Source organism: Microcystis sp. LE19-41.2A, from assembly GCF_027530405.1.
GTDB lineage: Bacteria > Cyanobacteriota > Cyanobacteriia > Cyanobacteriales > Microcystaceae > Microcystis > Microcystis aeruginosa.
This window is the reverse complement of sequence record NZ_JAPZQJ010000111.1, coordinates 1-13,667: the sequence shown is the minus strand read 5'-3', so window position 1 is coordinate 13,667 and position 13,667 is coordinate 1. Positions and strand designations below refer to the sequence as shown.

Below are 13,667 nucleotides of genomic sequence, written 5' to 3'. Positions count from 1 at the left end.
TAAGAAAACTGAAGGCGAGAACTTACAAAGACTTAATAGAAGGGATTGAATTGGCTATGTTAGAAGTTACTCAAAAAGATATTCGCAATTGGTTTACTCACTGTTGCTACTGTACCTCATAAGTCAGAGAATTGCTATATTTCATTACCCATTATCGATTTCAGTCAAGACGATAATATGTACAAGGTAAAATGTCAAAATCCAAACGGAATTAATAAAAGTGGATTAGAGTTTAAAATCAAACAGAGTAACTCAAGTGCCATAAGACGTTTAGAAGTTGTCTTATTTGAGTAAATAGATCAACTAATTAAGGTGTGTTACTTCGGTGATGCACCTTTTGCCTATCAGCGGCGATCGCTTATATATCTCTCTATTAATCAAACTTTGGGAAGACGCGATCGCACAGGAAAAATTGTTATTCCGCCCTCAGGATATGCTATAAATGGGGGATATTTCAGTTGGCAAAGTGGCAATGATTTGGAACTAGCATTTGAATGGGATAAACAGAAAGCAAAAATAAATCAAAGAAAACATAACATTTCTTTTGAAGAAGCATCCACCGTATTTGATGATCCCTTAGCTGTAAATTTCGATGATCCTGACCATTCTACAGGGGAGAATCGCTATCTTATAATAGGTTGATCAGATCAAGGTAAATTTCTATTTGTTTCTTATACGGATCGTGATCATAAAATTAGTTTAATTAGTGCAAGATTAGTTACACCCAAAGAAAGGAGATATTATGAACGAGAAAATCCAAGATGAATTAGAAGATGACTTGCGAGAAGAATATGATTTAAGTCAACTTAAAAATCCTGTTCGCGGAAAATATTACCAACAGTATCGGGAAGGTCATAGCGTTACTGTTCATCATGAAGATGGAACAAAAACGGTTGAACATTTTCCAGCGCAAAATGATGTAATTATTCTTGATCCTGATGTTAAAAAATATTTTCCTAATTCGGAATCCGTTAATGCGACCTTAAGAAGTTTAATTAAATTAATTCCTCAATAATAGTGCGATGCCTACGGCACTGCATAGCAGCACGCCGCTCTTGTCGGTTGGGTTGAGGCAACGAAACCCAACAATATTTGATTTAAGGTGTTAGGACTTACCCAATAGCACTATAAATCTTGTCTAACCGTAGGGACAATTCATGAATTGCCCCTACGGGTAGCGTACCTGCGTAAGTCCTCTTTACTTAGATTCAGTGGGATGCCTACGGCACTGCATAGCAGCACGCCGCTCGCTGAAAGCGCACCGAAGGTGATCTTGTAAATTTGGTTATCTTTAATTAAGTTTCTCCCTTACTTAAATTATTACAAAACAATTGAATTTCATTGATTATGGTTTGATAAGAATTAACAATTTCATGGGGGATGATTAAAACCTTTTCCTCATCTAATTGGCAATAATAAGCACTTCTCACCAGATGACGAAACCGCCGTAACTCATCCAAAATGAGCCTTGTTTCTTCTGTAATAACTGCTTTTCTCACCTTAGGTATATCAACAGACATTTGCTCTAATAAATCTCGATGCCATTTATCCCCCGTTGGGAATCTTTGAGCAATTTTTTTAGCAATCGCTTCAAATATACGCTCAATTCCAGTATAAACTCCATGGAAATTAAGCGCAATAGAATTAATTAATGCGTTTTGATACATGACATCCGATTGATTAGATAATTCTCTTAAAAATATCTCTAGCTGTTGTAGGGCTTGGAGAATTTTATTGAGTTCTTGATTAATTCTATCTTGAATTGATAAATTAGTCATAATTCAACCCCCTGAGCAATTGCCTCTAAAATATAAGGATGAGCCTTTTGAACTTCTACTAAATCCACCTCAAAATCCTGTCCATTATCTAACTCTGCTATCGCTTTAAAATAATCTTTCTCTGGTAAATCCCAAACCGCTAAATCAAGATCAGAATGGGGAGTTATTTCTTCATAATTTAACAATGAACCAAATAAAACAACTTTCGTGACTCCATACTTCTCTTTAAGGAGACTAGCACATTTTTGAGCAATTTTTAACCCTGCTTGTTGCCGTTGTTTCATCTCTAATAGAAATTGTTCACGGTTTGCTCTCGCTGCTAAAACTTCAGCAATAATCTCTTGTTTTCGTTCTTCAGTTAACTGTGTCATTATGATTACCCCTAAATCATTGAATATCAATAGTTTCTATGATAGCAATTTTTGTGATCAGCGATCGCCGCTCTTGTCGGTTGGGTTGAGGCAACGAAACCCAACAATATTTTATTTAAGGTGTGTTACTTCGGTGACATACCTTTTATCTATCAGTCATCAGGAGAGCTTATTTATTTTCTGCTTAGATCAGTTAAAATTGAGGAATGATCGGCCTAGAAATTGGGTTTATCTTCGTACTTAACCTTAACATGAGAGTGTAGGCTGGGTTTCACTATCGTTCAACCCAACCGTATTTTATCTATTCCTTGCTGAGATTCAGTTAAAATTGTAGCGTTATCACCATGAGTTAGATAGAACCCAACATCCATGATCATCTCTCTCAAAGAAGCCCAGGCTAAACTCCCCGAACTGATTGACAATCTCAAACTGGGGGAAGAATTGTTAATCACCGACAATAATCGTCCAATTGCCCAATTAATCGGGCCAATACCCATACCGCCCCAACGCCTAGTCCCCGGACTATGTCAAGGAATGATTACCATCGTAGCTGATGACGAAGAACATTGGCAAGATTTTTTGAAAACTTAAATAGAGATTTAACATTATGACTAAATTAGATATAGCTCAAGCTAAATCCGATCTCTCAAAACTTCTCGATTTGGCAATTAACGGAGAAGAAATTGTTATTATGCAAGGCGACGAGCCAGTAGCCAAAATTTCCCCCATCAAACGACCCTTAAAACGAGGAAGTGCTAAGGGAAAAGTATGGATGAGCGATGACTTTGATGAACCTCTTGAAGACTTTCAAAATTACAGGGAATGACTTTTTTATTGGACACACATATTTTTCTTTGGTTTGTTAATGACGATCCTAGATTAAGCAATGCTCTCAAAGATTTAATTGAAGATGAGAACAATTTTAGTTATCTTAGTATCGCCAGTCTTTGGGAAATGTCTATTAAATATAATTTAGGAAAGTTAAGGTTAGTTCCTTCCTATGAAGAGTTTATTGAGAAAGAAGTGAACGAAAGTAGGATTGTTTTACTCAATCTTGAACTAGAGCATCTAAAAATTAATGCTTCTCTACCTTTTCACCACAGAGATCCTTTTGATCGCATTATTATTGCTCAATCTATGGCTGAGAATCTCCCTATCATTACAAGTGATTCAATTTTCAGTCAATATTCGATTGCGCTTATTTAGTGTAACTCAACAAATGAAAATATTATTGATCTTAGATCAAGATGAAGGAATAGCTCCCAATGATCCAGCCGCTCTTCTAGATTAGATTGAAGCATTGGGACAAAAACGTTATCAACAAATGATTCAATTTAGACAACAATTACAGGAGGGATAACCATGACACAATCTAACCCTATTGAGATCACTTTTGGTAGCGATAACATCTTTGAAGATTTAGGATTTAACAGTGAAGAAGCAACTAACTTAAAAATTAGAGCCGATTTGATGTTAACCTTGCGGTCTTTTATCCTCGAAAAAAGATGGACACAGCAAGAAGCCGCCACTTTTTTCGAGGAAACACAACCAAAAATTAGTGATTTAATGAATGGAGAAATTAGCCGTTTTACTGTTGATAAATTACTCAGTCTTTTAGATAAAACGGGAATAAAAGTTAAACTCGAAATCTTCACCAAGTAACTTAAAATCATCAACAATTGACCATGAACAAGGGTTACATCCACATGGGAAAAGGATTTAATTCATCTTCCGTCAAAGTCTCTTTTAACCATCCCATGCTAACAGGAACATCATACAATCTTCCTGTCCCTAAACGCTTCCACATATGACGCATTCCGGGGACAATGACTTTAGCCACCCTTAAACCAATATCAGGACGAGTCTGATCTAATACTAACATTTCCATCCCCTTTGACTCAACAATTCGCTGACACAATTTAACATCCTCTAATAAATCATCACTGGCTAATTGTAAATAATCATGACTTTTTTTCGGTATTATTTTACTATCTGGAACTAAATAAGATTGATTGCTTAACCTTGCCGTTTGCCACCATTTAACCGCCAAAGGATCAGCAGAGGGAGGATAAATCGTTGTCCCATCTTCCTTGAAAGATAACACATTCGGTAAGATTTGATTAACCTCCGTTAACGCCCGACTAATGGCAATTTTTGGGTCAAAATGCGCCCCATACCCTAACAAAATGTCCTCCACTTCCCGCTCCTTTCTCGGACTAATAGCGGCAAAACAAGGGATATTCAAATCACTGGTAATATCTAACACCCATAGCTCCCGATTTAACCCCTCATAATATTGCTTTAATTGCTCAAAATATGGCTCATTAAAGCTCTCTAAATTAACGGAAGGTTTAACTAATTGATTATACCACCATAAAGCCACACAATCCCGTTCCACTAACTCCATAAACCCTTGTAAAATCGCTTCTTCTATCGTATTTCCTGCGGCGCAGCCATTAGAATCAGCCCAACAATCTAAGGGTTCAGATTGAGAATAACCATAATAACAATATCCCGTCGGTAAATACTTAAAATCTTGAGCAGTTAAAGACCATACAGGAGTCCAATCAATGATTCTAGTTTCATCAAAAGGTTCAGGGACTTTTTGAAACCATCCTTGATTATTCCCATTCCATTCTTCTCGATGTTGGTATTGTTTTTCACTAAAATTCATACATTTGTTAGGATGAATAGCTTTATCTTTTAACTCTTGATAACTCGCTTCTTCTTTGATTTCATTTCCTTGAAAAACCCCCGAATAGCGCTCAATAGCTTCACAAAATCCACTTGCTTTTGCTTGACTATCTGTACGGCCTTTTCCCGCACTTCTACCTCCAATATTTTGCCGTAAACTGTCTAAATCATCAAAGACACTGCGAAAATGATGTTTAGCTACATAAGTATGAACTAAAGCATTCCCTTGTATCTTATTTAATTCTCGCACAATTCCCGTAATAGGACCGATATGATGTTGATAGGTTTTTAAGGTTTCTTCAGGAGAACAAAAACGATGTCCCCCATCACTGGTAAAAGCCTTTTTACGATGTCCCAAAACCACGGGTAAAGGTGTTTTATTTAGAGAATATCCACAACTAGGACAGTTCGGACGTTTAACTAAAATATGCTCTTGAAATTGTAAATTTAAAGTATCATAAGTCATTAGCATTCCTTCTAAACGTTGATTTTTACCTTGAATAATCCACTTAAAAACCTCCATAGCCGTCAGATTTAAAACCGTCTGTATTGTCGCTGAAGAAAACCCTAAAGGAGAAATTAAAGAAATCTTATTGTCTCTCTGTCTAATGATAAATTCCTCCACGGGACGATTATCTCGTAATCGTTGAGCCAAACAATGCCAACAACCAGTTTTATCGGGATCAAATAAGGGACCAATCCAGGCTAGATTTCCCAGGGGATTAACTAATAACCACGGTTTTTGTGAGGCTAAAGCTTGTTGATTAATACTCTCTAAATCAGGATGAAGATAATTATCGGTTAAAATAATGGTTAAATCCCCTTCATCTGCGACTTGAACTTGCAAGGAATTTAAAATATTGATCAAATCTTGCTGGGGAATTAAGCCTAGGGTTTTAACTGTAACCTTCAGAGATTGTAATCGTTCAAAAGCTTGGGCTTGAGAAACCTGAAGATGATGGCATAAAATTGCTAAATTAGACGGCAATAATTCTTGTTTTTCTAACAAAAACCCTCGTTTATATAACTGAAAAATCGCTTTTTGAATTGCCAAGCTATAATTAACAATAACTGCGAAGTAATTAGCATTATTGGGATTGATTTCTTGATTTTGTAAAAATTCTAACTGAAGAATATCAATAATTTCATCAAGATTACGTTGACCATCGATTAATCTGACTAAACGATAATAAAGCGGCTCTTGGAAACAGATTGATTCTCGCTCAGATAGAAAAAATACCGTATTTGGTTCTAAGGTTTCAATTGAGTAGGCAGGATTCCAATCAAGCTGGTTGAACACAATTTTTACTCTCTTTTTAAGGTATAGTTAAGGTTGATTATATACCTATAATATAAGGTTGATAGCAGTCATCTTAATAGTGAGGTGCGAAGTTTTCGTTTTGGGGAACAGGGAGGGAGCAGCCCATTTATGCCAAAATATAAAAGCGATCGCTAAAAGTGATTAAATTTATTCAATATGATACCAAATCCGCTTTTAATAGCATGATTAACTCCCAATCCAACTTTAAAAACCCAGTTATGGATTGTTTCCCCCTGCTCCGCAGCTCCGGCACTCCCCAATCTCCTCCACCTTTTAAACAGGATTTGGTATCAGCCCCCTAATTTCTTCCCTGCCTGAAATTTCTCAATTTCTCGGAATAAATTTGAGTACCAAAATCAGGGTAAATAGCCCAAATATAAACTTAATAAAGTTTTAATAGACATTTAAGCCCTAATAGATTAATCTTGCTTTTTTTAAAGCCGATATGCTGCCTCGCTAATCCTTTTCAGGCTTGAAAACTGGCTATTCTGTTGGGGCTTGCCCGTGAGAGAGGTCAATTTTCAAGGATAATTTGTAACAGAGTGTTGAAAATTCCTTTAATCTTAGTTATGAGCGATCGCCCACCAGAACTAACCCTAGCCGACCAGGCCCCTGCCAACCACGAATGTCGCTCCTGCGGCTACGTTTACGACCCCAGCAAGGGAGATAGTAAAACCAACACTCCCGCTGGAACCCCCTTCGAGGAATTGCCAGAAACGTGGCGCTGTCCCGTGTGTGGTGTGCGTCGTTCCCAATTTATCAACATCGGAGCTAAAGATGCTCCTTCGGGATTCCAAGAAAATCTTAGCTATGGTTTTGGAGTCAACCGTCTGACTCCGGCACAAAAAAATATTTTGATTTTCGGGGCTTTAGCGCTAGGATTTGTTTTCTTTATTAGTTTATATGGTTTAAACTAACTCAAGCACTCATTATCTTTAATCCAACGGCTCTTATGAGCCTGTAACCCATCGGGTACAAACCCTAATCCGTCCCGATTCCTTGACCAATACCTCTGAACCATTGATGAGAAAACTGAAACAATTCGTAATAGTTCTAGCTGTAGCCTTTTTCTGCTTTAGCTGTAGTAGTGTGCCATCCCTGAGCAGTAGTCCTTGGCAAATCCTCACCCTCGACACTGACTCCACTTTTGCCGATATCGCCTTTACCGACGACCTGCAGCACGGTTGGTTAGTGGGAACCAAATCTACCCTCTTTGAAACCACCGATGGGGGGGACAGCTGGCAGCAAAAAGTCCTCAACCTTGGCGAAGAAAAAGTTAGCTTTAGCGCCGTCAGTTTCCACGACCAAGAGGGTTGGATTGTCGGTAAACCCTCAATTCTTCTCCATAGCGAAGACGGGGGCAGCAGCTGGTCCCGTATCCCCTTAAGTGAAAAATTACCCGGTTCCCCCTACGGAATTATCGCCCTTAACGACAAAACCGCCGAAATGGTCACGGATTTAGGCGCTATCTACCGCACCAAAGACGGGGGCAAAACTTGGCAAGCTTTAGTGGAAGGTGCTGTGGGTGTGGCCCGGACAATTGTTCGTTCCCATGATGGTAAATACGTGGCCGTTTCCGCACGCGGTAACTTTTATTCCACTTGGGAACCGGGGTCAACAGAATGGCAACCCCACAATCGTCTTTCTTCCCGCCGCTTACAAAAAGTCGGTTATGGTGAAAAAGGAGAACTGTGGGCCCTGGCCCGGGGTGGTCAACTACAATTTACTAGCCCCAATGATCTCGATACATGGGAAGATAAGGTATTCCCCGAGTTTTCCACCAGTTGGGGACTTTTGGACCTCAACTACCGCACCCCCGAAGAAATTTGGGTCGCTGGTGGTAGCGGCAATCTCTTGGTCAGTGATGACGGCGGCCAATCTTGGCAAAAAGATCGCGCGGTGGAAAGTGTCCCCTCCAATCTCTATCGAATTGTTTTTATCAATTCCGACAAGGGTTTTGTCTTGGGACAAGATGGGGTTTTACTGAAATATAATCCCCCTAGCGAACCGGCCTAAAACTTGTCTCAGGGTCAACAAAGTCTCTATTATAGAGATTGAATTTTTCAAGTCCTATCATTCCGAGGAGAACCGTCCATGTCAGGTAGTACCGGCGAACGTCCTTTTGGCGATATCGTTACCAGTATTCGTTACTGGATTATCCATAGCATCACCATCCCCATGCTGTTTATCGCAGGTTGGTTATTCGTGAGTACTGGTTTGGCTTACGATGTTTTTGGCACTCCCCGTCCCGATGAGTATTACACTCAAGAGCGTCAAGAATTACCGATCATTAATGATCGCTTTGAGGCCAAAAATCAAATCGAGCAGTTTAATCAGTAGTTTACTTTAATTAAGGATAAAAACAATGGCTAGTGGTAATCCCAATCAACCCATTTCTTACCCCATTTTCACCGTTCGCTGGTTGGCAGTTCATACCTTAGCGGTCCCCACTGTCTTCTTTATCGGTGCGATTGCGGCAATGCAGTTTATTCAACGCTAGGAGAACAATTATGGAAAGAACACCTAATCCGAATCGGCAAGCCGTCGAGTTAAATCGTACTTCTCTTTATCTAGGTTTACTCCTAGTTGCTGTCTTGGGAATTTTATTTTCCAGCTATTTCTTTAACTAATTAGTCCCGATTCATTGTCATCGCAATTAGGAGGTGTTATTCATGTTCGCAGAAGGTCGTATTCCTTTGTGGTTAGTCGCCACCATCGCCGGTCTAGGCGTTATCGCCGTGCTTGGTCTTTTCTTCTACGGAGCTTACGCTGGTTTAGGTTCCTCTATGTAATTCCATTACGGGTAATTTCCCCCAGCAAAAAGCCGTTAGTTATTTCTATAACTAGCGGTTTTTTCAGTATTCGGTGAAAAGTAAAGCTCGATCGAACTTTAATACCAAATCCGTTTTTAATAGTGTGATTAACTCTCAAGTTATCAATTGTTTCTCCCTGCTCCCCACTCCCTGCTCCCCACACCCCACACCCCACACCCTGCCCCCACGAAAAACTTTTTCAGCAGACCCTAATTAAAAAAAGGAGTCAAAGACTTGACTCCTTTAGTTATAGGGATGATTTAGCTAAAACTAAACTTCTTGTTTACGAGTGCTAAGATCACCCAATTTTTGGAATAAACCGAATTCCACTTGTTCTTCCAGATCCGGATCGACCCCGGCGAATACGTCGCGGTAGATGGTACGAGAACCGTGCCAGATGTGACCGAAGAAGAATAGTAAAGCAAAGACAGCATGACCGAAAGTAAACCAACCTCTCGGAGAAGTGCGGAATACCCCGTCAGACTTCAGGGTTTCGGTGTCAAACTCGAAAGCTTCACCGAGTTGCGCTCTACGGGCAAATTTCTTCACATCAGCAGGATCGCTGAACACCTGACCATCGAGAGAGCCACCGTAGAAAGAAACGGTAACACCACTTTGTTCGATACTCAGTTTCGATTCCGCACGACGGAAGGGAATATCAGCGCGAACGATACCTTCCGAGTCAGTCAGGACAACGGGGAAGGTTTCAAAGAAGTTAGGCATCCGACGCACGCTAAGGACGCGACCTTCGCCATCTTTGAACACGGGGTGTCCTAACCAAGATTTAGCGATACCGTCACCGCTATCCATGGCACCAGTACGGAATAAACCACCTTTAGCGGGGCTATTACCGACATAATCATAGAAAGCCAGTTTTTCGGGGATTGCTTGGTAAGCTTCGGCGATGGTGGCCCCATTGGCGATGCTGGCCTCGACGCGACGCTCAATTTCTTCTTGGAAATAGCCCTTATCCCATTGGTAACGGGTCGGGCCAAAGAGTTCGATCGGCGTGGTAGCATTACCGTACCACATGGTTCCAGCCACGACGAAAGCGGCAAAGAAAACAGCGGCGATACTGCTAGAAAGCACCGTTTCGATATTACCCATTCTCAGGGCTTTATAGAGTCTTTCGGGGGGACGAACGGTTAAATGGAATAAACCGGCGATAATCCCAACGATACCCGCAGCAATGTGGTGAGCTACCACACCCCCGGGGTTAAAGGGGTTAAAACCAGCCGGTCCCCATTCGGGAGCTACGGGCTGCACATGACCGGTTAAACCGTAGGCATCGGAAACCCACATCCCGGGACCCCAAAGGCCTGTTTGATGGAAAGCACCGAAACCGAAGCAAAGTAAACCGGATAAGAACAGGTGAATACCGAACATTTTCGGTAAATCGAGGGCTGATTCGCCCGTGCGGGGATCGATGAATAATTCTAAATCCCAGAAAACCCAGTGCCAAACCGCCGCTAGGAATAGCAGACCGGATAAGACGATATGAGCGGCGGCAACGCCTTCAAAAGACCAGAAACCGGGGTCAACACCAGTTTCGCCGGTGACGCTCCAGCCACCCCAAGAACCAGTGACACCTAAACGGGCCATGAAGGGCAGCACGAACATTCCTTGCCGCCACATCGGGTTTAATACGGGGTCACTGGGGTCGAAAATAGCAAGCTCATAGAGGGCCATGGAGCCAGCCCAACCCGCTACCAGTGCGGTGTGCATCAGGTGAACGGAAATTAAACGGCCCGGGTCGTTGAGAACGACTGTGTGTACTCGATACCAAGGTAGTCCCATTGACTACGCTCCTCCTATTGACAATTTAGTGTCCACTTAGACGCTTTTTATATTCAGGGTGAAAATATAAGCCCAACAATCTCGACTGTTAAGTGCAAGAGTTAGCCGACCTACATTATCCCTTGAAAAGTGTATCTATTCTAAAGAAGTGTAACTATTGTTAGAACAGATTTCAAGTCTTTGCGATCGGTCTTCCGCCAGAATATTCCAACCCACATTCCGCACCCTAAAGTGTCACATTGAAAATTTTATCTAAATCGTCAAAACGATTGCCGGCTCTGAATTACAGGCTAATTTGTTTGCCCAGCAGATGCACAATTAGCCCTAAAAATCTGATAGCTCTGATACCAAATTATTGAGATAAACTCTCATTAAGCTGGCGATCGCTGACTAGAGTGTGACACTTCATAATTCTTAGTAATCGCTAAAAGTCTTACTATACAAGGGCTAGAGCAACTTTTGATTTCAACGACTAGGGTGCGGAATGTGGGTTAAAAAACTACACCTATGAGATCGTACCGCAGCCACATCTAAAAGAGGTGGTTCTCTCAACATCATGGGGAAGAATGTATAGCAGAATACAAAATATCAGATTTACTGATCACCATAAGCAGGGGAGATATCCCCGATAGACATTTGGCTCGTTTGAGATCAGACACAATTAAATGAGATTAGAAATTATGTTTACCACTAAACCGATGACTACTGCTACTAAGATAAAAGAGAGGATGGAATGAAAGAGTGTCATGCGTCGCATCGCAACGCTTTCAACGGATACGTCCGATGTCTGGTAACACATAGCGATAGTAAAAGAGTAATACATAAAATCCCAATAATCCACAAGTTCTTGATTGGGAAAGTCTAAACCTTTGCGGTAAGCGGATGAATCTTCTGCGGATAGTTCATCGTACTAGAGTCTGGCATAATACAGAGCAAAAAAAGTATGTACCAGAGTCCAAGACAAAAAGATCGCTAATAGGGACAGTCCCATGTGCAAATTCGTCAACAAGGGAGTCCATTTCTTGGAGTTGTTGAGTAATAAAGAAAGAGCAATTAACCCCATACCAGAAAATAGCAGCACAGCAAATAAAGTGCTAATACCCTTGGGTTCTTGCTGTTGAGACAGACGAAAGGTATCTTCCGCAGTCGCTTTGGACATTTGCACTGCTAAAACACTCAAATAACTTAGTATCGCTAGATCGTAAGCCAAGAGAAACCGCAATTCCTGGTAAAATTCTCCCGTGATTAAATAAACGAAAATTGCCACTGTCAGCGTGAAGAGAAACCGGTTGATGGGAGAAGTCAGCCGAAAAATCATTTTGGGCTTGGCGGTCATTTTTAAGAGCCTTGATTTTCACAGATCTAGTTTAGTTGAAACGGTATGGTTTTCTCAGGATAGCCTAGCAGTCAATTCTCAGGCGAGAGCAGTAAACTGGCCCCTCTTTTCCCTTCGGGTAAAAATTCTCGATCGAATTGGCAATTTAGTCCCAGACAAGGCCTAATCAGTTGCACTCCTCGTACCTGAAATAGAGATTGCGAGCCTGTATTTTGGAACTTTTAAAGGTATTTGCGATATTTTTTCAATCGAGCTTCTGCCGGTGCTGGCAGCGCAATCTATGGTTGCCGGACTGTGGACGTACCACCGCCTCAGCCAAGCTGAACCGATCGCTGCCACCGGCTGTAAGGCGGCGAGGCAGTCTTCTAGTTTCTCGATTGATTCAGCCTGCTCTTGACACTGGCGCTGCCAAGAATTGACGGGTAAGGCTTCCAGCTGCCGATAAACTAAAGTTTGGCTCGGTATCTCGTTTAGAGGATTTTTATCATCTTTACTTTCTCCTGTCTGGGGACTGATCACTGTTTGGGTCTGTTCCACCTTTGCATCGGCCAGATTTTCCCTCACCAGCAATTTCTCTTCCGGGGGACGAGGAACTTGTTTTTCCGCCTTGAATTCAGCTTTCTGGGGGACTTCTGCCCCTGGGTTCGCCGAAGCTGCGGCCTTGCCGATCGCAGTTGCCAGTTCTTGCTCTAATTGTGCGGGAGACATTTTCCCTTCAGCAAAGGTGACAATGATTGAGTTAGCCTAGGGGTTGATGCGGACGCTGGTAACGCTTTCTAGAGCAGCGATCGCTCCCTGGAGAATATTTTGTCCTGTTAGGTTTTGGCGCAGGGAAGGGACACGCCAGCGGATTCGCCCAGGAAGTGAGCTAACCACTTGATAGGAGATTGGGGGGGTAGCATTTGTGGAAAATTCAGACGTGCCACCAAATAGCATAATAATTTAGCCAATAAGCATTGACAATAGGAACTTTATCATCTTTTACAGTAGATTTATTGCAGCAGTTCTCATTTTGAAAAAAATCAGATAAAATTCTCTTATTTAAATAGAGAACTTGTGTAGAAGCATTATTTTTTGACAGATAATTATCATCCAACGCTGGAGATAGACAGGTTTTAAGAACTCTGTCCATGAAAAATCGATTTCAACTCATAAATTCAGATAAAATTCTAACAAAATTTTTAGTTTTTTTATAAACAACTTTCTTTTTCTCCTTCAAGAGTTCTGACATTTTCAACTAGAATTTACTTGTTTGAATGGGACATATTCGGTGAGAATAAATGAGAAAAACTCCGACCAATTCTTAAACCAAATATAGCGTTTCTGATTCACAAGAGGTACATTCCCGATCCTGAACAGCTTAATCAGCAAAGGTTTAAGTGTGCCGCACAGATGCGAGAACCGCTATAAATTTTAATGGCTCTTCGGTTTGTGTTATGCAATGGACGGGGGTTATAAGGGATGGAACCCTTATAGAGAAAGGCATTGCTTCGATTTTGGCCAATTGTTTTCTATCTAGAGCGAACTAATCAATTAAGTCTCTTGCCAGATAAGGAT

At 41.1% G+C, this 13,667-nt stretch carries 18 protein-coding genes and 3 pseudogenes; 14 read left to right on the top strand and 7 right to left on the bottom strand.

What is annotated here, in order from left to right:
• The 3 genes and pseudogenes from O9290_RS04945 to O9290_RS04935 form a co-directional block, all read left to right on the top strand.
• Positions 1-122, top strand: a pseudogene (locus O9290_RS04945) (IS630-like element ISMae26 family transposase); the annotation flags it as partial.
• A 355-nt stretch (positions 123-477) separates the two neighbouring features.
• A pseudogene (locus tag O9290_RS04940) lies at positions 478-765 on the top strand (BrnT family toxin).
• The gene (locus tag O9290_RS04935) at positions 743-1,015 is read left to right on the top strand and encodes a hypothetical protein (protein ID WP_061433357.1); all 273 of its coding nucleotides are present in this window, start codon (positions 743-745) and stop codon (positions 1,013-1,015) included. The pseudogene O9290_RS04940 and the gene O9290_RS04935 overlap by 23 nt, the downstream one beginning before the upstream one ends.
• A gap of 280 nt (positions 1,016-1,295) precedes the next feature.
• On the opposite strand, the gene O9290_RS04930 is transcribed toward O9290_RS04935, so the two are convergent.
• Together O9290_RS04930 and O9290_RS04925 are read right to left on the bottom strand one after the other, a co-directional pair.
• Complete coding sequence (locus O9290_RS04930) at positions 1,296-1,778, bottom strand: ribonuclease toxin HepT-like protein (protein WP_288056616.1); 483 nt, start codon at positions 1,776-1,778, stop codon at positions 1,296-1,298.
• A complete protein-coding gene (locus O9290_RS04925; protein ID WP_002757633.1) occupies positions 1,775-2,149 on the bottom strand; it encodes a nucleotidyltransferase family protein in 375 nt (124 codons plus the stop codon). The genes O9290_RS04930 and O9290_RS04925 overlap by 4 nt, the downstream gene beginning before the upstream one ends.
• A 369-nt stretch (positions 2,150-2,518) precedes the next feature.
• Between O9290_RS04925 and O9290_RS04920 the strand changes: the two genes are divergently transcribed.
• From O9290_RS04920 to O9290_RS04905, 4 genes are all read left to right on the top strand, one after another.
• Entirely contained in the window at positions 2,519-2,740 is a 222-nt protein-coding gene (locus O9290_RS04920; protein ID WP_002757634.1) for a type II toxin-antitoxin system Phd/YefM family antitoxin, read from the top strand.
• Between the two features lie 16 nt (positions 2,741-2,756).
• Positions 2,757-2,975, top strand: a complete 219-nt coding sequence (locus tag O9290_RS04915) for a type II toxin-antitoxin system Phd/YefM family antitoxin (protein WP_002738737.1) — start codon at positions 2,757-2,759, stop codon at positions 2,973-2,975.
• A complete protein-coding gene (locus O9290_RS04910) occupies positions 2,972-3,355 on the top strand; it encodes a type II toxin-antitoxin system VapC family toxin (protein WP_002757635.1) in 384 nt (127 codons plus the stop codon). The genes O9290_RS04915 and O9290_RS04910 overlap by 4 nt, the downstream gene beginning before the upstream one ends.
• 156 nt (positions 3,356-3,511) lie before the next feature.
• Positions 3,512-3,811 carry a helix-turn-helix domain-containing protein gene (locus tag O9290_RS04905; RefSeq protein ID WP_288056618.1) on the top strand — a complete coding sequence of 100 codons (300 nt, stop codon included), beginning with the start codon at positions 3,512-3,514 and terminating at the stop codon, positions 3,809-3,811.
• A gap of 34 nt (positions 3,812-3,845) precedes the next feature.
• Here the strand turns inward: O9290_RS04905 and O9290_RS04900 are convergent, their stop codons facing one another.
• Positions 3,846-6,143, bottom strand: coding sequence for a TOMM precursor leader peptide-binding protein (locus tag O9290_RS04900; protein ID WP_288056620.1), 2,298 nt, complete (start codon positions 6,141-6,143; stop codon positions 3,846-3,848).
• A 590-nt stretch (positions 6,144-6,733) separates the two neighbouring features.
• Between O9290_RS04900 and O9290_RS04895 the strand changes: the two genes are divergently transcribed.
• The 7 genes from O9290_RS04895 (at position 6,734) to O9290_RS04865 (ending at position 9,194) form a co-directional block, all read left to right on the top strand.
• Entirely contained in the window at positions 6,734-7,081 is a 348-nt protein-coding gene (locus O9290_RS04895; RefSeq protein WP_002736293.1) for a rubredoxin, read from the top strand.
• Positions 7,082-7,187: 106 nt separating this feature from the next.
• Positions 7,188-8,180, top strand: a complete 993-nt coding sequence (locus O9290_RS04890; protein WP_287170976.1) for a photosynthesis system II assembly factor Ycf48 — start codon at positions 7,188-7,190, stop codon at positions 8,178-8,180.
• Between the two features lie 78 nt (positions 8,181-8,258).
• Entirely contained in the window at positions 8,259-8,504 is a 246-nt protein-coding gene (psbE, locus tag O9290_RS04885; RefSeq protein WP_002749269.1) for a cytochrome b559 subunit alpha, read from the top strand.
• A gap of 25 nt (positions 8,505-8,529) precedes the next feature.
• The gene (gene psbF / locus O9290_RS04880) at positions 8,530-8,664 is read left to right on the top strand and encodes a cytochrome b559 subunit beta (RefSeq protein ID WP_002736175.1); all 135 of its coding nucleotides are present in this window, start codon (positions 8,530-8,532) and stop codon (positions 8,662-8,664) included.
• 10 nt (positions 8,665-8,674) lie between these two features.
• On the top strand, positions 8,675-8,794 hold the full coding sequence (gene psbL / locus O9290_RS04875) for a photosystem II reaction center protein PsbL (protein ID WP_002735805.1): 120 nt from the start codon (positions 8,675-8,677) through the stop codon (positions 8,792-8,794).
• Positions 8,795-8,836: 42 nt separating this feature from the next.
• Positions 8,837-8,956, top strand: a complete 120-nt coding sequence (locus tag O9290_RS04870; protein ID WP_002736108.1) for a photosystem II reaction center protein J — start codon at positions 8,837-8,839, stop codon at positions 8,954-8,956.
• 73 nt (positions 8,957-9,029) lie between these two features.
• Entirely contained in the window at positions 9,030-9,194 is a 165-nt protein-coding gene (locus O9290_RS04865; RefSeq protein WP_288086772.1) for a hypothetical protein, read from the top strand.
• Between the two features lie 53 nt (positions 9,195-9,247).
• Here O9290_RS04865 and psbB read toward each other — a convergent pair whose 3' ends face one another.
• The 4 genes and pseudogenes from psbB to O9290_RS04845 form a co-directional block, all read right to left on the bottom strand.
• Complete coding sequence (psbB, locus tag O9290_RS04860) at positions 9,248-10,774, bottom strand: photosystem II chlorophyll-binding protein CP47 (protein WP_002757651.1); 1,527 nt, start codon at positions 10,772-10,774, stop codon at positions 9,248-9,250.
• Between the two features lie 661 nt (positions 10,775-11,435).
• A pseudogene (locus O9290_RS04855) lies at positions 11,436-12,092 on the bottom strand (DUF1345 domain-containing protein).
• Positions 12,093-12,272: 180 nt separating this feature from the next.
• The gene (locus O9290_RS04850; RefSeq protein WP_288026626.1) at positions 12,273-12,818 is read right to left on the bottom strand and encodes a hypothetical protein; all 546 of its coding nucleotides are present in this window, start codon (positions 12,816-12,818) and stop codon (positions 12,273-12,275) included.
• Between the two features lie 36 nt (positions 12,819-12,854).
• Positions 12,855-13,046 (bottom strand): HMA2 domain-containing protein, encoded by a 192-nt coding sequence (locus tag O9290_RS04845; RefSeq protein WP_002757656.1) that lies wholly within the window; start codon positions 13,044-13,046, stop codon positions 12,855-12,857.
• Between the last annotated feature and the right edge of the window lie 621 nt (positions 13,047-13,667).